At 64.4% G+C, this 17,809-nt stretch carries 19 protein-coding genes; 1 reads left to right on the forward strand and 18 read right to left on the reverse strand.

The window, feature by feature from the left end:
* Positions 1-9: 9 nt before the first annotated feature.
* The 7 genes from P2G62_RS09935 to nosZ form a co-directional block, all read right to left on the reverse strand.
* Complete coding sequence (locus P2G62_RS09935) at positions 10-987, reverse strand: NapH/MauN family ferredoxin-type protein (RefSeq protein ID WP_275734737.1); 978 nt, start codon at positions 985-987, stop codon at positions 10-12.
* Positions 984-1,766, reverse strand: a complete 783-nt coding sequence (locus tag P2G62_RS09940; protein WP_275734738.1) for a 4Fe-4S dicluster domain-containing protein — start codon at positions 1,764-1,766, stop codon at positions 984-986. The genes P2G62_RS09935 and P2G62_RS09940 overlap by 4 nt, the downstream gene beginning before the upstream one ends.
* A complete protein-coding gene (locus P2G62_RS09945; RefSeq protein ID WP_275734739.1) occupies positions 1,763-3,046 on the reverse strand; it encodes a nitrous oxide reductase family maturation protein NosD in 1,284 nt (427 codons plus the stop codon). Before P2G62_RS09945 ends, P2G62_RS09940 begins: the two co-directional genes overlap by 4 nt.
* Before the next feature lie 8 nt (positions 3,047-3,054).
* Positions 3,055-4,239 carry a hypothetical protein gene (locus tag P2G62_RS09950; protein ID WP_275734740.1) on the reverse strand — a complete coding sequence of 395 codons (1,185 nt, stop codon included), beginning with the start codon at positions 4,237-4,239 and terminating at the stop codon, positions 3,055-3,057.
* A gap of 70 nt (positions 4,240-4,309) precedes the next feature.
* Positions 4,310-5,017: a c-type cytochrome gene (locus tag P2G62_RS09955; protein ID WP_275734741.1), complete on the reverse strand. Its 708-nt coding sequence runs from the start codon at positions 5,015-5,017 to the stop codon at positions 4,310-4,312.
* A gap of 15 nt (positions 5,018-5,032) precedes the next feature.
* Positions 5,033-5,683, reverse strand: a complete 651-nt coding sequence (locus P2G62_RS09960) for a c-type cytochrome (protein ID WP_275734742.1) — start codon at positions 5,681-5,683, stop codon at positions 5,033-5,035.
* Between the two features lie 75 nt (positions 5,684-5,758).
* On the reverse strand, positions 5,759-8,044 hold the full coding sequence (nosZ, locus tag P2G62_RS09965; protein WP_275734743.1) for a Sec-dependent nitrous-oxide reductase: 2,286 nt from the start codon (positions 8,042-8,044) through the stop codon (positions 5,759-5,761).
* A 200-nt stretch (positions 8,045-8,244) separates the two neighbouring features.
* Here nosZ and P2G62_RS09970 point away from each other — a divergent pair, with 200 nt between their 5' ends.
* Complete coding sequence (locus tag P2G62_RS09970) at positions 8,245-8,700, forward strand: copper chaperone PCu(A)C (protein WP_275734744.1); 456 nt, start codon at positions 8,245-8,247, stop codon at positions 8,698-8,700.
* Between the two features lie 54 nt (positions 8,701-8,754).
* On the opposite strand, the gene menA is transcribed toward P2G62_RS09970, so the two are convergent.
* From menA to cobA, 11 genes are all read right to left on the reverse strand, one after another.
* The gene (gene menA, locus P2G62_RS09975) at positions 8,755-9,648 is read right to left on the reverse strand and encodes a 1,4-dihydroxy-2-naphthoate octaprenyltransferase (protein ID WP_275734745.1); all 894 of its coding nucleotides are present in this window, start codon (positions 9,646-9,648) and stop codon (positions 8,755-8,757) included.
* Entirely contained in the window at positions 9,648-10,400 is a 753-nt protein-coding gene (locus P2G62_RS09980; protein ID WP_275734746.1) for a ubiquinone/menaquinone biosynthesis methyltransferase, read from the reverse strand. Before P2G62_RS09980 ends, menA begins: the two co-directional genes overlap by 1 nt.
* A 73-nt stretch (positions 10,401-10,473) precedes the next feature.
* Positions 10,474-10,719, reverse strand: a complete 246-nt coding sequence (locus tag P2G62_RS09985) for a hypothetical protein (protein ID WP_275734747.1) — start codon at positions 10,717-10,719, stop codon at positions 10,474-10,476.
* On the reverse strand, positions 10,703-12,229 hold the full coding sequence (locus P2G62_RS09990; RefSeq protein WP_275734748.1) for a nitrite reductase: 1,527 nt from the start codon (positions 12,227-12,229) through the stop codon (positions 10,703-10,705). Before P2G62_RS09990 ends, P2G62_RS09985 begins: the two co-directional genes overlap by 17 nt.
* Before the next feature lie 112 nt (positions 12,230-12,341).
* Positions 12,342-13,553, reverse strand: coding sequence for a heme d1 biosynthesis radical SAM protein NirJ (gene nirJ / locus P2G62_RS09995; protein WP_275734749.1), 1,212 nt, complete (start codon positions 13,551-13,553; stop codon positions 12,342-12,344).
* A 3-nt stretch (positions 13,554-13,556) separates the two neighbouring features.
* Complete coding sequence (locus tag P2G62_RS10000; protein WP_275734750.1) at positions 13,557-14,039, reverse strand: AsnC family transcriptional regulator; 483 nt, start codon at positions 14,037-14,039, stop codon at positions 13,557-13,559.
* Positions 14,036-14,509, reverse strand: coding sequence for an AsnC family transcriptional regulator (locus P2G62_RS10005; protein ID WP_275734751.1), 474 nt, complete (start codon positions 14,507-14,509; stop codon positions 14,036-14,038). Before P2G62_RS10005 ends, P2G62_RS10000 begins: the two co-directional genes overlap by 4 nt.
* The gene (locus tag P2G62_RS10010) at positions 14,506-15,504 is read right to left on the reverse strand and encodes an Lrp/AsnC family transcriptional regulator (RefSeq protein ID WP_275734752.1); all 999 of its coding nucleotides are present in this window, start codon (positions 15,502-15,504) and stop codon (positions 14,506-14,508) included. The genes P2G62_RS10005 and P2G62_RS10010 overlap by 4 nt, the downstream gene beginning before the upstream one ends.
* Before the next feature lie 3 nt (positions 15,505-15,507).
* Positions 15,508-16,656 (reverse strand): cytochrome D1 domain-containing protein, encoded by a 1,149-nt coding sequence (locus P2G62_RS10015; RefSeq protein WP_275734753.1) that lies wholly within the window; start codon positions 16,654-16,656, stop codon positions 15,508-15,510.
* Positions 16,653-16,979, reverse strand: a complete 327-nt coding sequence (locus tag P2G62_RS10020) for a cytochrome c (protein ID WP_275734754.1) — start codon at positions 16,977-16,979, stop codon at positions 16,653-16,655. Before P2G62_RS10020 ends, P2G62_RS10015 begins: the two co-directional genes overlap by 4 nt.
* Complete coding sequence (gene cobA / locus P2G62_RS10025; RefSeq protein WP_275734755.1) at positions 16,972-17,757, reverse strand: uroporphyrinogen-III C-methyltransferase; 786 nt, start codon at positions 17,755-17,757, stop codon at positions 16,972-16,974. Before cobA ends, P2G62_RS10020 begins: the two co-directional genes overlap by 8 nt.
* Positions 17,758-17,809 lie beyond the last annotated feature (52 nt).

Genomic DNA, 17,809 nt, shown 5'->3' on the forward strand with positions numbered 1-17,809 from the left:
GATGCCCCCTCAGATGATCTTGTCGATGCCGCGCACGGTGAAGCTCAGCGCGTTCTGCGGACAGACATCGACACACAGCCCGCAGCGGGTGCAGTCGGGCCCGATATATTCGGTGGTGTCGGACGCATAGCCCATCTTGGTGATATCCAGCACATGAGGCACCAGGCACACCGCGCGGCATTCGCCCTCGTGGACGCATTTTTCCAGATCGTATTTGATCTGCACGGGCGCCACCGCCCCGGTGATGCCATAGGTCAGGCCGATCGGGCAGACATAGCGGCACCAGAACCGGCGCGAGAAAAAGATCTCGATCCCCAGCAGGAAGATCACCCAGACCACCGCCACCGTGGGCCCGTAGATCAACGCCCGGCTGACGATGCCGACCGGGTTGATGTATTCAAACACGGTGTAGCCGGTCAGGAAGGCCAGCGCCATGAACACGAACCACAGCACCAGGCGCAGCCCGCGGTGGAACGGGTGATCCTTGACCCAGCCGCGCCGCGCCAGAAACAGGTGGATCGCCTCGGCCCATTCGGCCAGCAGGTGATAGGGGCAGGCCCAGCTGCAAAAGGCGCGCCCGCCCACGACCCACCACAGCAAGATCACCGTGACGGTGCCGATCACCAGATTGAGCACCAGTTCCTTGAAGGCCAGAAACACCTGCAGCGCGGCGTTGGGGTCGGCCATGTGGAACCCTAAAAACCGCGAGGCGGTGAGCGAGCCTTCGACCAGTTGCACATCCCAGGCGAAGGACACGATGAACATCGCGTTGATCAGGATGATCGAGGCCCACCGCAGGTTGCGCCACTTGTGCCGCACGAGCGGAAATTCCAGTTCGTGTTCGATGATTTCCTTGCGCTTCTTGACCTGCTCGGGGGTTTTCTTGAGCTTCTTCATCGCGCGGGCGGCGTCGGTTTCCTCTTCCGGCGTGGCCTTGCGGCCTTCGGCGCCAAACATCATCGCCAGCTTGTGCAGGAACCACTTCATGCCTGTGCCTCCTTGGCAAATTCGGTGTCGATGACGATGGCGGCAGGCTCTGTCGGGCAGATCATCTCGCAGGTGCCGCAGCCGACGCAGGCGGGGTGCACCGTGGGCATGCGCCGCATATCGGCCGGATCATCGGACAGGGGTTCAAGCGTGATCGCGCCGCTGATCGGGCATTCGCGGACACACAGATCGCAAATTTCCAGATCATAGGGATAAGATGCCACGGGCTGCGGCTCCCAGCGGTCGATGTCTTCGTACCTCAGCAGGCCCTCGAAGTCATAACCGCGCGCCAGCCCGGTGAAGCCCTGCCCCTGCATCGCCAGACAGGCCTCGGGGCGGGCCAGCCGGGCGATGCCCATGGTGACCTCTTCCTTGGTGGCGATCGCGTGGCTCAGCGCGCCGGTCGGGCAGGCCAGAACGCATTGCACCGCATCGCAGGAAAAATCGCAGGCCTGCGCGCGCGCGTCGATATAGGGCACGCCCAGACCATAGCCTTCGTCGCCATCGGCCAGCTTGATCGCCTGCACCGGGCAGACCTGCACGCATTGCCCGCATTTGATGCAGGCGGCCAGGAATTCATCCTCGTCCAGCGCGCCGGGCGGGCGCAGGTGGTCGAACAGGCGGCGATAGACCGGATACCAGCCCACCAGCCCGGCGGTGACCGCCGCCACGCCCAACCCAAGGGTGCGCAGCAACAGCCGTCGGCGTTCCAGCTCGCGCCGGGACAGGCGGGGTTTTTTCGGGGTTTCGGGGATCGGGGTGTCGGAGGCATCGGTCATTGCGTCAGCATCTCCAGTGCGGATTTGGGTTTGTCGCTGCTGCGGGTCGCGGTCTGGGCGCGGGCCGCGTCATGGATGACGGGAGCCTCGAACGGGCGCTCTTCGCGCAACAGCAGTTGCGGTTCGGTGAAGGGGGCCAGCCGCTCGACGAAATCCAGCGCGGCCAGCGCGAACCCGCCGCGGAAGAACGACGCCGAGGGCACGTCCATCCACAGCCGGTCGGCATAGGTGTAAACTTCATAAGGCGCGTCACCGATGCCGTCGCCGTCGCGGTCAAAGCCGGCGTAGTCATCCCAGTAATTGCCGTGCCAGCCTTCTTTCAGCGCCGTGCCCCGCCCGCGCACCGAGACCTGCGTGAAGTTCGACAGGAAGTTGTTGTCCGAGAAATTGTTGCCCTGCCATTCGGTGTGGAACTGCACGCCGATGCCGTTATAGGCCACCTGGTTGCGGTGGAATTCATTGGTGGTGTCCGGGTCCCAAGGCGAGGGGTCAAGATAGATCCCCACCGCATTGCCCAGGATCACGTTATCCTCGACCACGGCGCTCGAGGTTTCCTTGAAGCCCACGCCCATGCCCGCCGCCCCCCAGGCGCGCAGGATCTGGTTGCCGCGCACGGTGATGTCATTGGCATACATCAGGAACACGCCCACCACGCAGTCCGAAATCTCGTTGCGTTCGACCGTGTTGTGATGGGCATACATGAAATGGATGCCATAGCGGCCGTGCTGGATGCGGTTGTCGCGGATCTGGTTGCCGCTGGAATACCACACGACGAAATCGCGGCTGTGTTCGATGTGGTTCTGTTCAAAGATATTGTCGTTCGAATACCAGATCCGCACGGAATCGCCGCGCATTTCCAAAGGCATGTCCTTCGAACTGATGTAGTTGCGGCGCAGCACGTTGTTATTGGCCTGCGTCAGATCCATGCCGAACAGGCTGTTTTCGATGCGCACATCGCGCACCACGTTGAAATTTCCCTTGATCCGCAGCCCGGCATCGACCTGATTGTGCAGCCGCCCCGAATTGCGGATCGTCAGGTTTTTCAGGGTCACGCCATCGGATTCGATCAGCACGACGGTGCCCTGCCCGCCGCCGTCCAGCACCGCCGCGCCCTGCCCGTCGATCACCACCGGATGACGGATCACAACCGGCCCGTAGGTGCCGGGATCAAGCACGATCTCGGCCCCGTCGGGGGCGGCGTCGATCCGCTCTTGCAGGGTCTGGGACAGGCCCGGCCCCGCAAGCGCGATCAACGTCAGGACAAGCGGCAAAAGGCGCATCACCGGCCTCACATCTTCGCCGCGGCGTCACCCGCAAGGCGCAACTGCTTGAACCGGATCAGCGCGGCCAGCGCCAGCAGCGCAGACGAGGCCACCATCAGGCCAAAGCCGATGGCAGGGTAGCTGTGCGTGGTGAACTGGGCGACCTTGCCGTCGCCGAACACGGTGGGCATGAAGGGCTTCAGCGTGAAGGCCCCCATCGCGTTCAGGCTGTGCCCATACCACCAGAGCCAGCCGGCATATTCCGCAAGAAACCCGATCGGCAGTGCCATCGGCACCAGCACCAGCAACCAGTAAAAGATCGACCGCGCCGAGAAGGCGGCAAACACCATCAGCGCCATGAACGCCAACACCACGACATACAGGACCTGCGCGACCGATGACATCGTGGCGACAAGCGGATCGTTGCGGGCGGGTTCATTGAACCAGCGCGCCAGCGACTTCGCGTAATGCCATTTGAACACCTGCATGATGGAGCCATTCCAGGCCACCTGCTCGTGCATCGGCTTCTTGCGCTCGTCGATGCCGTAATTGGCCTCCAGGTTGGCGATCAGCGCCGCGCGGTCATCTTCGCCGGTCACGGTCGGCTGTTCCTGCTGGGCACTTTCGGCCAGCGACTGTTTGAGCATCTTGACGATGGGTGAAAGGTTCTGGTCGTCCTCGACCTTGTCGGCGGTGCTGCCACCAAGCGAAACAACCAGCCCCTTGAGATAGCCAGTCGTGGTATAATTGATGCCGTTCTGGCCATACATCGCCAGCGTCATCCAGGCGGCGATCGCGCCATAGCCCACGACCGACACGGCGATCCGCGCGGTGCGGCCCGGGGCGGCGAAGGCCAGCGCCATCACGCCCAGCATTGCGAACAGGAAGGGCGAGAAGGCCTTTTCCACCGGCCCGCCCGAGGCGATCGGATACATGCCGACGTAATGGTTGATCGTGTCCATCTCGTGGACGCAATCCAGCGCCTCGTTTTCCTCGACTTCCTGGCTGGCGCGGATGTCGCAGCCGTTGCGCACCGAATCCATGTGAAACAGGATGCGGATGCCCTGCGGGAAGGTCGCTTCGGGATAGTTCGGCGCGGTCAGCGACACCCACCAGCCGGGGCTGACGAACGACGCGGCAATCAGACAGACGGAGATAAGCGTAAGCACGCGATACACGATACCGCGTTTGTCAGAGGGGGCCTTGTCCATGGGTGAGGTCCTGTAAGGCTATGATGTCGTGCCCGGGCGGGGAAAGCGTCTCCGCCCGGGACTGGCAGGCTTATTGATAATCCGGGTTTTCCCAGCCGGGTTCGGCCACCATCTCGGCCGGCGGCCGCAGCCGCGAGACATAGTCCAGCACCGCCGAGGTATCCTTGTCGGTGAAGCCCTGGATCTGCTGCACCATGTCGGGGTTGGCGTTGCGCCGCTTGCCTTCCTTGATCCACTGATATTGGCGCATCAGATAGTTGTAGTGCTGGCCGTGGATGCGCGGATAGAACTTGTCGTTGTCGCCCTCGCCGGTCTCGCCGTGGCAGCGCACGCAGTTCTCTTTATACAGCTGCTCGCCATGGGCCAGATCGTCGCCCGGACCGACCCCGTTTTCAGGGTTCATCGGCAATTTCGAGATGTATTCGGCCACATCGGCAATCGACTGCGAGCCGCCGATTTCCGAGGGCAGCGCGAAGGGATACATCGTCGGGTTATCGCGGTTGAGCGCGCGAATATCGGCCAGCTGCTTGATGATGACGGTGTAATGCTGACCTGCGATCTGCGGGAAGGTGCCGTCCGTCAGACCCCAGCCGTTCAGCTGGTGGCAGGCCGAACAGACCTCGTAGGTCTCGACCCCGTTTTCATGGTCGGGCGTCAGGTGCAGCGCCTCGTCCTGTTCGCCCCCGCCCTGGTTCCAAGACGAGGTGTCGACCGTGCCCTCGGCCAGCGCGGGCAGTGCCAGTGCGACCAAGGCTGCGGAAAGAAGCGTGATTTTCATGTGAGAATCCTTTCGTTATTCGGCAGCACGGTTGAGCTGCGACAGCCACGCCGACATCGCGATGATGTCTTCGTCGCTGGCTTTCTTGATCGTTCCGAACATCAGTTTCGACTGGCCGTTCACGCGCACCTTGTCGCGCATCTCGGTCATCTGGCGGGCCAGATATTCGGCATTCAGCCCGGCGATGAACGGGTAATTCTTGGCCGTGGGCTTCATGCCGTCCTTGCCGTGGCAGGACTTGCAGCCCAGGCTGTTATAGGCCTTTTCTCCGGCGGCCAGCAGGTCGGGCGCGGGCGGCGGGTCCATCGCCTTGGGCTTGCCGGGCGGCAGCTGCGACAGGTATTTCGCCACGTTTTTCAGGTCGTTGTCGTCGACCAGATGCATGATGTCGACCATGCCCTGAACATAGGGATGCCCCGTATCCGGGTCGTTCGAACCGACCCGCTTGCCCGCCTTGATGTCTTTCAGCTGGGTCAGCAGGTATTTTTCATTCTGGCCAGCCAGCATCGGATAGCTCAGCACCGGGCGGGCGCCCTTGATGCCGTGGCAGGCCATGCAGGTCTTGGTTTTATAGACTTTCTCGCCATCTTCGACGGCATCGGCCAGCGCGGGCAGAGCCGCGAGCGTCACGGCCGCAACGAGAAGGCTTTTGAAGATCGGGCGCATCGCGCGTTCCTTGCGAATAAAAGCTGGGATCGGGAAGCAGGGGCGGCGGCACAGGCCACCGCCCCCGGCGCGTGGTTACTGTTTCACAGCGCCATGCTCATCCAGGAAGGTCTTGGCACGCAGACCGATGTCGGCGGCCTTGACCTGATACTGCCACCACTGACCGGCCCAGAGGGTCGCGTTCTGCCAGTCTTCCTTGCCGGCGGCATCCTCGGCCTTGGCCTTGGCGTCGGCCGCAAAGTTCAGCTGGTCGGTCGCGTCTTCCACCAGCGACACAACTTCGGGGAAGTCCTTGAAGTTGCGTTCGGTGATGTAGGTCACGACCGAGTCGATGACTTCCTGCGTCGCCACGTTGTTCGCGGTCTGCTTGTCGTAGTCATCCTTGCTGTAGGTCTGGCCTTCTTCCGCCGTGCCCGCCTCTTCGACGTAACCCTTCGGCTTGACCGCGAGGAAGCCCGTCATCTCGAGGTGCAGCGCCGAGCAGAACTCGGTGCAGTAATACGAGAACACGCCGGGCTTGTCGGCGACGATCTTGGCCGTTGCGGTCTTGCCCGGTTCCAGCGACAGGTTGACGTTGTAGGTCGAGACCGAGAAGCCGTGGGTTTCGTCTTCGGCACGTTCCGAGTTGGTGATGATGAATTCGACCGTGTCGCCTTCGTTCACCTCGACGATTTCCGGCGTGAAGTGCGACCGGATCGCGGTCATGTAGACCTTCACGTTGGTGCCGTCGCGCTCGATCCGCTCTTGCCCCGGACGCACCGCGCCTTCGTGCTTCTCGCCGGTGCGCGAGTTGGTGCCGTATTTGTAACGGACCAGCGGCTGCAGTTTCTCGGCGGCGATGGCGGTCACATAGTGGGGCTCGCCCAGCGGGACCGGCATGTCATACAGCAGTTCCATCTTGTCGCCGGAAATGTCGATCAGCTGGTGGTTCTGCGGATGCAGCGGGCCCACCGGGTTGAACCGGTCGATCGCCAGCTTGTTCAGCGAAATCAGGTATTTGCCTGCCGGGTGAACCGACTCGCCTTCCATCGCGACCAGGTGGCCGACGTTGTAGTGGATCGACAGCTTGTCCAGAACCTTGCCTTCGCAATAGTCCCATTTCGCGATCTGGCTGTCGACGTAAAGCGAGGTGTAGACAACGCAGGGCTTGCTGTCGAACTGGTTGTGCAGCGGCCCGAGGCCAAGCGCGACCTGCGTATGGATCGCGTCTTCCATCGAGATCACCGGAATCCCGTAGGGATCGGTGCCGACGAATTTCTTGTCGGCAATCGCCTTCTGGATCTTCTCGAAGGAATAGACCGAGGCCTGAGTGTCGAGCTTGCCGCCGACCACGATATATTTGCCATCGGGCGAAACATCGACGCCGTGAGGCGATTTCGGCTCGGCGATCAGATAGACCAGACCTTCGTCGATCGCGGTCTGCATCGAGATCACCGGATGGTCGTTGATCATCGTGACCTTGCCGGCCTTGTAGACCTCTTCGGCCTTGCGCCAGTTGATGACGTGCAGATAGTCGGTGTCGTTTTGCGAACAGCCTGCCTCGAACGGCGGGCGGCCCGATTCAATGCCGCCGACATAACGCTCGGCGCAGAACGAGTTGGTGAAGGACCAGCCGTCCGACACCAGTTTGCCGGCATCCGACAAGTCCTGGCTATAGGGCGGCAGTTCGATCGAGAACGAATTCTCGGGTTCGATCCGGCCTTTTTCGCGGTTGAATTTCCAATAGGTCACGGCCCCGCGGAATTTCTCGTTGAACTGCGACAGCGGCGCGTAGCCGCGGCCCAGAACGCCCGGATATTGCGCGGCTTCGATCACATATTCCGAGTTCGGCGTGACGAAGGTGCCGCCGTGTTCGGATTGCAGGATCGGGTTCACGACGATCTGCTGGGTTTCGAAGTCATGCAGCGACACGACACCCACGCGCGGCGCGGATTTATCGTTGATGAACAGGTATTGCCCGTCCAGATCGCCGTTGGTTTCGGTGATTGCCGGGTGGTGGGTATCGCCCCACTGCAACTCGCGCCCGTCGATCTTGCCCTGATCCAGAACCGCTTTCGATTCCTCGTCGAAACCGAAGCCCTGCCACGGCTCGGGGGTGAACACCGAAACGTATTTCAGAATACGCATGGACGGCACGCCGTAGACCATGATCTGGCCCGATTGGCCGCCCGAGGAGAAGGCGATGAATTCATCGCGCCCGCCGGTGGGGGTGTAGGTTTTTGCCGCAGCGACCAGATCCTGCTGGGTCAGGCCGCGCCGTGCCATCACCTCGTCGAGCGATTCTGCAGAAGCGCTCATCGCCATGCCGAACGCCACGATTCCCGTCGTGGCCAGCAGGCGCTTGTGAATGGTCTTGACCATTTTTTGCCCTCGCTTATGGGCCGTTTTCGCAACATGCGTTTCCCGATGACGCAGACGGCCCTCAAGCTGCGCCGCGCCTGTCATCACATGTCGGTGAGGGGCACGCCTTGACATTTGTTAAGGCTGCCGCCGCGGGAATGTCGGAGTGTTCCGCAGGCCCGGCAGGGCATCGAAATAATGTTCCGCGAAAGGCTCAAGACATGAAACGTCGTTCTGTAATTCTGGGAATCGCGACGATGGCCGCCCTGAGCGCCACATCGCTGCAAGCCCAGCAGGCACAGGCCCCCGGGCTGGAGATCAGCGGGGGCTTTCTGCGTGCGGCGCCGATGGTATCGCGCACCGGGGCGGGGTTCATGATTATCCGGTCAACCGGGCCTGCGGACAAACTGCTCGCATTCCGGTCACCGGCCTGCACCCGGCCCGAACTGCACACCCATATCAACGACAACGGGATCATGCGAATGCGCGAGGTGCCCGAGATCGACGTGCCCGCAGGGGGCGAGGCACGGCTGCAACCCGGTGGCCTGCACCTGATGTTCATCGACCTGACGGCCCAGTTGACCGAGGGCGAAATGGTCCCGGTGACCCTGATCTTCGAGAAGGCAGGCGAGGTGCAGATCGAATTGCCGGTGAAAAGCCCCGGCGCGATGAACTGAGCGCTTCCAAGGACAACGGCCGCCGAAAACGGCGGCCTTTTTCATGCGGCAGGCTCAGCCCGCGACGACACCCACCAGAAGCAGCATCTGAAACAGCGCGGTCTGCGCCAGCAGCCGGTTCAGCCGCACCGACACCGGCCAGTGCCACATCGCATGCCCCAGCCACAGCGCCAGCACCGCCGCAGGCAGCAGCGCCACGCCGGGCGCCAGCCGGAATGCGACCGCCAACGCCCCCAGCAGCAGCGCGAAATACAGCAGTTTCGATGCCACCGGCCCAATCAGGATCGCCAGCGTGCGCCGCCCCGCGCGGATGTCCTGCGCCCGGTCGCGATGGTTATTCAGCAACAGCACCGCCGCCGCCGGTAGCCCGATCATCAGCCCCAGCGCCAGAACCCGCGGCCCCAAGGGCGGCACGCCCTGCAACCAGGCCGTGCCCGACACCGCCACCAGCCCGAAGAACACGATCACCAGCACCTCGCCAAACGGCAGGCCCGACATCGGATAGGGCCCCATCGAATACAGATACCCGAAAGCCAGCGAGGCCAGCCCGATCGCGATGATCGGCCAGCCGCCGATCCCCAGCAGGTAAAGCCCGGCCAGAACCGCCACGCCGAACGCGGCCAGCGCCCCGCGCCGCACCTGCGCCCCGTCCAGAAGCCCAAGCGCGGTCATCCGCGGCGGGCCCAGCCGGTCGTCGCGGTCCACCCCGCGCGCGGCATCGGCGGCATCGTTCCACAGGTTCGTGCCGATCTGAATGGCGCTGGCCGCCAGCATCGCCGCCAGCGTCACGTCGGGGCGCCACTGCCCGGCCTGCGCGGCCAGCCAACTGCCCGCCAGCACCGGCATCAGCGACAGGCTGACCGTCTTGAACCGCGCAGCGATGATCCACAACATCAGCCGCGGCAGGCCTGCAAGATGGTGTTTCAACTCGATCATGTTCCGGGTCATCAGGGTTTCTTCGCTATCTGCATGCGCGCGACCCCGAACACGAAGGCCCGCTCTTCAATCAGGGTCAGCCCCGCCGTGGCGATCTCGCGCGTCATATCGGCGCGCGCCGGGAAGCGTTCGATCGATTCGACAAGGTAGGTATAGGCGCCCGGATCGCGTGCGACCAGCGCACCCAGCCGCGGAATGACGTGCCGCGCGTGCAGCCCATAGAATGGCGCGAACCAAGGGTCGGGCTTGGAAAACTCCAGCAACACCAGATGCCCGCCCGGTTGCAACACGCGGGCAACCTCGCGCAGGCCCTGCGCCGGATCGGCCATGTTGCGCAGCCCGAAGGACAGCGTGACCATCGCCACCGACCCGCCGGGCAGGGGCAGATCCTCGCCCCCCGCCTGAATATACTCGAGGCTGTCACCCGCCCGTTCCCGCGCAACCGCCAGCATGCCCGCCGAGGGGTCGGCCACGATCACCCGCCGCACCGGACAGGCCCGGCGCAGCGCGATCGCCAGATCGCCGGTGCCGCCCGCCAGATCCAGCAGCGGCGCATCGCCCGGCGCCAGATGCGCCAGCGCCCGGCCCACCACCGTGCGTTTCCACAGCCGGTGGGTGCCAAAGCTCATCAGATCGTTCATCAGGTCATAGCGGGGGGCGATCCGGTCGAACAGCGCCGAGACCTCGGCCCGCCGCGTCTCGGGCGTGACAGAGGAATGCCCGAAACTGCGCCGCAGATCGTCAAGTTGGGTCGCGCGCGTCATGGTCCGCCCTTTGGTGACTCCGGTTTTGTGCGGGCACGCTAGCCGCGGCATCGCACCTGATCTTTGACTTTTCTCAACCGCGCCCCTCGGCCTCGTCGATCAGGCCACGCACCCAGCGGGCGGCGGCCCATGTGGCGGGCACCCCCAGCGGCACCGCCAGCAAAAGCGCCAGCTTCGGCGGGATCGCGGGCAGGCCGAGGCGTTGCCACATCAGCCCCACCATGAACAGATTGATCGCCACCGCCGCCGCCGTGAACGGGTACAGCAGCAGCGCCAGACGGCGCAGCCGCGGGCCCTGCGGGTCAGTGACTGGTGCCATCGTCGAAGGTGATCTTGTTCCAGACATTGTATTTCCCCGAAGGCTTGTTCATCGGCAGCCGGCGCACCTCTTCCAGCGTCTTCGCATCATAGACGATCACCGCGCCGTCCTCTTCCCAGATCGAGACGAGCGCATGACTGCCGTCGCGGGTGAATTCGGTATGTGCCACCGTCTTGCCCAACGCGGGATTGAGCGTGCGCACGATCTGCAGGCTCTGCTTGTCGATCACATGCATCTCGTCCTTGTGCGGGCCAAAGAACACATCCGCCCAGACATAGGGCGTCGCCTCGTGACTGCGCAAAAAGAACCCCGGGCCGTCGGTCTTGATCGTCTGCACCAGATGCCAGTCGGTCATGTCGATCACCGACAGCACGCCTTCCTGCAGGTGCGGCGTGGCCATCACCCGATGCCCGTCGCGCATCCAGCTGATGCCCGATCCCAGATGCGGCATCCCCGGCAGCGGCAGTTCGGCGATCTTGCGCCCGACATCAAGGTTGATCACCTCGCCCTTGGTGCCTTCGCGGTTGGTGCCGATCAGGTTGCGATAATCCGGCGAGAAGAAGAAATCGTCCAGCGGTTCGTCAATGTCGATGCGGCGGCGGGCAAACAGCCCCTCTTCGGCGCCAAGTGCCTCTTCCATGCTGGCTTCGTAGCTGTGCACGAACCCGTCATGGAACGGCCCCGCCGCCGGGTCTGTGGCGATTTCCCAGATTTCGGGCGCGTCCTTCAGCGCCAGCACGAAGCTATGCCGATCAGGCGCCTGATAGACGGCGGACACGCGGCTGGGCTGGCCCTTGCGGTCGATCACGTCGATCACCCGCACCACGCTCAGATCCGCCGTTGACAGGATGGTCAGCGTCTGCGGCAGATAGTTCGCCACCGCCAGCCATTGCCCGTCATGGCTCATCGCGATGTTGCGACTGTTCAGCCCGGCGCGGACCCGCCCCACCACCTGCAACGACCAGATGTCGTATTTCTGCACCCAGCCATCGCGCGACATCACGAAAACATAGCGCCCGTCGGGGCTGAACTTCGGACCGCCATGAACCGCAAAGGGCGTGGCAAAGCGGTCGAGCACCTCGAACGTGTCGCCGTCCAGAACCGATACATGGTGATCGCCGGTTTCCACGACCAGCGTGATATTCATCGGATCGCCCGAAAACACCGGCGCCGTGGCGGGCGTATAGGTGTCCGACATCTCGCGGCTGGTGTTGGCCATCTCGGCCGTCCAGACCGGAGTTTCGGCCAGCGGCGTGCCCAGCCAGGCGGCAATCGCGGTGATTTCCGGCGCGCTCAGCTGATCGGCGAAGCCCGCCATCTGCGTGGCCGGGCGGCCTTCGGCGATCACCTGTTCCAGCGCCGGGCCGAACATCCGGCCCAAGGTTTCGGGGATCAGCGCCGGCCCGGTGCCGCCCAGCCGGTTTTCGGCATGGCAGGCGGCGCAATGTTCGGCAAAAAGCGCGGCGCCATCGGGCCCGGCCTGCCCCATTCCCGGCAGCAGCGCCAGCATCACGGCCAGGACGCCTCCGGCGGGAGTATTTCTTCCAAGAAGAAGCGCAGGTCTTTCTTCTTGGCCCAAATACTCCCCGCGGAGCGTCCGGCGCGTGCCAGACGGGCGGCGGTCAGAAGAAGCGGTGCGCGGGATCATGGCTTTTGCCTCGGAACGGGGTAACGGTCAGGCGGTCTGTATCGGCCTCGATGCCGATCTCGGACGCGCCCAGATAGCAGGCGGGATCTTCGGCCCAGGGATCGCCCGAGACCTGCAACGCGCGGATGCGAGTATTGCCGCCGCACACCGCCTTGTAGGCGCAGGCCCCGCAGCGGCCCTTGAGCGGGCGCGGGCGGGTGCGCAGCGTGGCCAGCATCGGATCGGTGCCAATCCAGAGCTGCGAGAAGGGCACCTCTTTGACCGACCCCACGGTGTAATCGGACCAGTAGGTATCGGGATGCACCCGGCCCTGCGGGTCGATATTGGCCACACCCAGGCCAGAGGAGTTGCCGCCCCAGGCCTCCAGATGCGCACGGATATGCGCGGCTTTTTCGGGGAAATTGCGTTCCACCCAGCGCAGGAAATAGACCGCGTCGGCATCGTTGTTGCCGGTCACGATTTCCAGCGGCATTTCTTCGGCCACCGCCACCCAGGCACGGTCAATCAACTCGTCCATCGCCGCGCGGGTGCGCATGTGTTCGGTGTCTTCGCCCCGGTGCTTGTCGCCGCGCCCGGCATAGACCAGATGCGAAAGATAGAATTTATCCACGCCCTCGCGGTCGCACAGATCCATCATCGCGGGCAGCTGTTCGGCATTGTCTTCGGTGATGGTGAAGCGCAGGCCCACCTTGACGCCACGCGCCAGCAGTTCGCGCACCCCGCCCAAGGCCGCGTCGAAGGCGCCATCGAGCCCGCGGAACCAGTCGTTCGTGGCCCCGATCCCGTCAAGCGAGATGCCGACATAATCAAAGCCCAGATCGGCGATGCGCCCGGCGTTGTCGGCAGTGATCAGCGTGCCATTCGTGGACAGCGACAGATGCCGGAAGTTCAGCGCCTGCGCCCGCGCCGCCAGATCGAAGAAATCGAAGCGCGACAGCGGCTCGCCGCCCGACAGAATCAGCGCGGGAATGCCGAAGCCCTTCAGATCGTCCAGCACGCCCATCGCCTGTTCGTGGCTGAGCTCGCCCGGGAAATGCGTATCGGCCGAGGTGGTGTAGCAGTGCCGGCAGCGCAGGTTGCAGCGCCGCGTCAGGTTCCAGATCACCACCGGCTTGACCGGGCCGGAGCGGTGGCGCACCGGCGTTGGATGCACGAGTTCGCGCATGTATTGCGTCAGACGGAACATGGTTCAGGCCTCTCCCCGGATCCGCAATCCGGTTTTTTTCAGTATCCGGGTGGAATAGAGGATGTCGTTGCTGCGGCAGGCCGATCCCAGAAGGGTTGCGATTTCGGCGCGTTTGGCCTCGACCTCGTCCTTAGAGGTGCCGTGGATCATCGCGAACAGATTGTAGGGCCAGCCCTCGGCGCGGGGGCGCAGATAGCAATGCGACACGAAATCGAGCGCCCCGACCTGCGCGCCCAGTTCGGTGGCGCGCGCGTCCTCGACATCCCAGACCGACATGCCATTGGCCACCATGCCAAGGGCGTAATGGTTCGGCGCCAGGGCGATGCGCCGGATCACCCCGCTGTCCTGCATGGCCTGCATCCGGGCGATCACCTCGGCCTCGCTCAGGCGGATCTGACGCCCGATTTCGGCATAGGGCGCCGGGACCAGCGGCAGCCCGGCCTGGGTCGCTGCGATGATCCGTCTGTCGCTTGCATCCATTGTCATGCCGATACCCTGAAGCCGATGAAGAACTCTTCGAGCTTCGGGAAGCGGAGCACTTTCAGCCCCGTTTCCCGCTCGATCGCATCGGCCACCGGGGCGATCCCCTCGGGCGTTTCCGCCGCCAGCACGAACCACATGTTCAACCGATGTGTGCGTTCATAATTGTGCGCGACCTCGGGGTGGGCATTGACCAAAGTCATGACCCGTTCGAAATCCGCTGCGGGCACCTGCATCGCGCACAGGCAAAAGGCACCGCCCATCGCGGCCGCATCGTAAAACGGGCCGAAACGCGTGATGGCACCAATTTCGCGCAAATGGCGCAGCCGCTCGATCAGCGCGGTTTCGGACAGGTTCAGCGCGGCGCCGGCCTTGGCGAAAGGATGTTCACCGATCGGAAACCCGTCTTGCAGGGCGTTCAGGATATGGCGATCGCTCGGATCGAGCGCCTCGGGAGGAAGTGGCACACGTCTCATTCGGCGGCCTCCGGGGTGCGGGCGGGGCGGTGGTCGATCTGCGCGCCCGTCTGCTTGAAACACCGCACCGAAAACAGCACCTGCCGTTCGGCGCCGGACAGTTCCGGCAGCGCCGCCGCATCCGCGATCACCCCGGCGGCTTCGGCGCGGGATTTCGCATGGACCATGCAAAACAGCGTATGGTCCCAGTCGGGCGTGCCATGGCGTTCATAGCACAGCGTCACACCCGTTTGGCGCACCAATGCCTGCCCCGCCGCGGCGATCCGTGCATCGGGCAGTTTCCAGACCACCATCGCGTTCGAGCGCCACCCCAGCGCACGATGCCGCACGATAACCCCGATCCGGGTGATGATGCGCGCGGCCAGCAGCGCCTTGATCCGGGCGATGACCTCTTGTGCGCCAAGCCCCAGTTCCGCACCAAGCGCGGCAAAGGGTTCGCTGACCAGCGGCAGCCCTTCGGCCAGGCGTTGCAGCAGCTTGCGGTCTGCGGGCTGCAGCACCGACGTATCGGCGGGCTGATCGAGGCTCAGCGCATGGCGCGGCCCGGCCATCCGAAACCCCAGATCGACGTTGAAGGCGCGTTTCAGCGGAAGCTTGAGCACCCGCAGGCCGCTCTGCGTCTCGATCCGCGCCAGCATCGCCGCAAGTTCATCGGCATCCGCAGCGGTGGCGACAAACCAGATGTTCCAGTGGTGTTCACGCAGATAGGAATGGTTCACGCCAGGCTCGGCCCCGACGATCTGCGCGACTTCCTCGATCCGCCATTCGGGCACCGCCAGCGCGGCCAAAGTCGACACACCCACCGTATTCGGGCGGCATGTCGCCCCGACACGCGCCATTGTGCCGGCGGCACGCAGCCGCGCCAGATCGGCCAGCAATGTCTCCTCGTCACACTCCAGCGCCGCGGCCATCGTGGCGAAGGGGCGTTCGGTCAACGGCAGATCACGCTGCCAGTCATCCAGAATCCGCAGGTCGATCGGGGAAAGAAAGCTCATCGGTCAAAGCCCCATCCGGTGGGCGCGCGCGGTGAAAAAGATCCCCGAGGGGCTTTCGGCCGCGATCTCGCCAATAGGTTTCAGGGTGGTGGTGTCATAGATCACCACCTTGTTTTCATCCCGCACCGAGACCCAGGCCTCGGTGCCGCGTGCGGTGAATTCCATGTGCAAGACGGCCGGGCCCGGCACCATCTCGCCCACGATCTGATGGGTCATGGAATCGATCACCTGCACCGTGTCATTGTCAGGATGGGCAAAATTGACCCAGACCTGCCGACCGCCGGGGCGCGCCATGGCAAAGACCGGCTGGCCATGGGTCTGCGTGCGGCCGGTTTCCTCCAGCGTGCGCGCGTCGATCCACAGCACCTCGTGGTGGTGGATCGCGGGCAGCACGATCTGATCGCCCGCCTTCGCCCAGCCTTCCAGATGGGGCATCTTGTAGACCGGCATTTCCTGCTGGCCGCGCCCGTAATGCGGCAGGATGCGGCGGGCGGTCGGGGTCTCGTCCCACAGGTCGATCGCACTCAGCCCGTCCTCGCCGAACAGCCCGGCGATATAGGTGCGCCCGTCATCGGTGATCAGCGCGTCATAAGGCTCTGCCCCGATGTCGGTCAGCGTGGTCACCTTCGGCTCTGCCCCGGACATGTCGACGATGCGCGTTTCGCCCGTGTCCCAGACCGAGAAGACGAAACGCCGCCCCGGCGCATCTTCAAGCCCAAGCGCCTTGCCGCCCGCCGGGATAGCCGCCACCTGTTCCAGCGTGTCGGCATCGAAGATGTTCACGCCGCCCGGTGCGTAATTGGCCACCGCAACCAGTTTGCCGTCATCGGAAATCGCGCCGCCGATGGAATTGCCTGCCTGCACCACGCGCCCGACGATCTTCTGCGTCAGCAGATCCAGCTTTGTCAGCCCGCCATCGCGCCCGAAGACATAGGCAAAGCGTTCGTCGGGCGAAAACACGAGGCTTGCGTGGCTCAGATCGCCGAACCCCTCGACCCGGGCCAGTGCGGCATGATCGGACTGATCCACGATCAGCACGGACCCGGTCGCGCGCTCAACCACGACGCCCATGTCGCCGGTCGCGCGCAACTCTTGCGCGAGGCCCGGGGTGGCCAGAACAGAGCACATCAGGAAAGCAGCAAGGCGAGTCATTTTTTCACGTCTTTCAGCAGGTAATCGGCAATCCAGTAGGCTTCGGCCTCGGTCATCAGCGGGCGCCAGGGCGGCATCGCGGTATTGGGCACCCCGTCCAGAATGACCGTCGCGATCAGGTCGCGGTCCTGACCGGCCAGCGCCTCGGGGGTCAGCGGGCTGCCCAGGCCGCCCTTGCGCGTCAGACCGTGGCACGATCCGCAATCCTGCAGCACCAGATGTTCCAGCCGCCGGGCATCTGCCGGGCCGACCGCATCCTCCCCGGCGATGGCCGGGGCGGCGAGGCACAGCAGCGCCAGCAGCAGGGCGGCACGATCAGGCATGGGCCGCTGCCCCCATCCGGTCGAGCCAGTCGCCCAGCGGCAGGCCCGCGGGTTCTGCCACGGCCAGCGACACGACGCGACCGACGACAAACAGCACCGGCGCCTCCAGCCCCTCGGCCGCATCCGCCACCTGATCGAGCGGCGCAATCACCCGCCGTTCGCGCGACGTCGTGGCCGAGGCCACCGCCATCGCGGGCGTGGATGCGGGCAGGCCGCGCGCCGTCAGTTCGGCCGCGATCCGCGCCATGTTGGCCGCGCCCATATAGACCACCAGCGTGGTGTCGGGGCTGACCAGGCTGTCCCAGTCCAGATCGAGCGCGGCATCGCGCGCCCGGTGCCCGGTGACATAGCGCACGCCGGTCGCCAGCCCCCGATGCGTCAGCGGCACGCCGGTCGAACAGGCAGCGCCCTGCGCGGCGGTGATGCCGGGAATATATTCATAGCCGATACCGGCCGCGGCCAGTTCCTCGGCCTCTTCCGACCCGCGCCCGAAGATCAGCGGATCGCCGCCTTTCAGCCGCGCCACCCGCAGCCCCTGACGGGCCAGCTCCACCAGAATTTCGTTGATCCGCTCTTGCGGAACGCAGTGATGCCCGGCTTCCTTGCCCACCGCGATCCGCCGCGTGGCGGGCGGGATCAGGGCCATGATTTCGGGGGAAACCAGCCGGTCATAGACCACCACATCAGCGGTCTGCATCCGGTTCAATGCCTTGAGCGTCAGCAGTTCCGGGTCGCCGGGGCCTGCGCCGATCAGGGAAACCTTGCCTGTCTGTTTCATGCGCTTAACTCCGATAGGCGTTCCGGGAAGGGGGGTGGAAGGGGCCGCGCAC

Origin of the sequence: Paenirhodobacter sp. CAU 1674, assembly GCF_029222945.1 — a bacterium.
Lineage (GTDB): Bacteria > Pseudomonadota > Alphaproteobacteria > Rhodobacterales > Rhodobacteraceae > Rhodobacter.

Bases quoted from the DNA above. Each gene is read 5' to 3' on its own strand.
- P2G62_RS09935 (WP_275734737.1), bottom strand. From the start codon at position 987: ATGAAGTGGTTCCTGCACAAGCTGGCGATGATGTTTGGCGCCGAAGGC.
- P2G62_RS09940 (WP_275734738.1), bottom strand. From the start codon at position 1,766: ATGACCGATGCCTCCGACACCCCGATCCCCGAAACCCCGAAAAAACCC.
- P2G62_RS09945 (WP_275734739.1), bottom strand. From the start codon at position 3,046: ATGCGCCTTTTGCCGCTTGTCCTGACGTTGATCGCGCTTGCGGGGCCG.
- P2G62_RS09950 (WP_275734740.1), bottom strand. From the start codon at position 4,239: ATGGACAAGGCCCCCTCTGACAAACGCGGTATCGTGTATCGCGTGCTT.
- P2G62_RS09955 (WP_275734741.1), bottom strand. From the start codon at position 5,017: ATGAAAATCACGCTTCTTTCCGCAGCCTTGGTCGCACTGGCACTGCCC.
- P2G62_RS09960 (WP_275734742.1), bottom strand. From the start codon at position 5,683: ATGCGCCCGATCTTCAAAAGCCTTCTCGTTGCGGCCGTGACGCTCGCG.
- nosZ (WP_275734743.1), bottom strand. From the start codon at position 8,044: ATGGTCAAGACCATTCACAAGCGCCTGCTGGCCACGACGGGAATCGTG.
- P2G62_RS09970 (WP_275734744.1), top strand. From the start codon at position 8,245: ATGAAACGTCGTTCTGTAATTCTGGGAATCGCGACGATGGCCGCCCTG.
- menA (WP_275734745.1), bottom strand. From the start codon at position 9,648: ATGACCCGGAACATGATCGAGTTGAAACACCATCTTGCAGGCCTGCCG.
- P2G62_RS09980 (WP_275734746.1), bottom strand. From the start codon at position 10,400: ATGACGCGCGCGACCCAACTTGACGATCTGCGGCGCAGTTTCGGGCAT.
- P2G62_RS09985 (WP_275734747.1), bottom strand. From the start codon at position 10,719: ATGGCACCAGTCACTGACCCGCAGGGCCCGCGGCTGCGCCGTCTGGCG.
- P2G62_RS09990 (WP_275734748.1), bottom strand. From the start codon at position 12,229: ATGCTGGCGCTGCTGCCGGGAATGGGGCAGGCCGGGCCCGATGGCGCC.
- nirJ (WP_275734749.1), bottom strand. From the start codon at position 13,553: ATGTTCCGTCTGACGCAATACATGCGCGAACTCGTGCATCCAACGCCG.
- P2G62_RS10000 (WP_275734750.1), bottom strand. From the start codon at position 14,039: ATGACAATGGATGCAAGCGACAGACGGATCATCGCAGCGACCCAGGCC.
- P2G62_RS10005 (WP_275734751.1), bottom strand. From the start codon at position 14,509: ATGAGACGTGTGCCACTTCCTCCCGAGGCGCTCGATCCGAGCGATCGC.
- P2G62_RS10010 (WP_275734752.1), bottom strand. From the start codon at position 15,504: ATGAGCTTTCTTTCCCCGATCGACCTGCGGATTCTGGATGACTGGCAG.
- P2G62_RS10015 (WP_275734753.1), bottom strand. From the start codon at position 16,656: ATGACTCGCCTTGCTGCTTTCCTGATGTGCTCTGTTCTGGCCACCCCG.
- P2G62_RS10020 (WP_275734754.1), bottom strand. From the start codon at position 16,979: ATGCCTGATCGTGCCGCCCTGCTGCTGGCGCTGCTGTGCCTCGCCGCC.
- cobA (WP_275734755.1), bottom strand. From the start codon at position 17,757: ATGAAACAGACAGGCAAGGTTTCCCTGATCGGCGCAGGCCCCGGCGAC.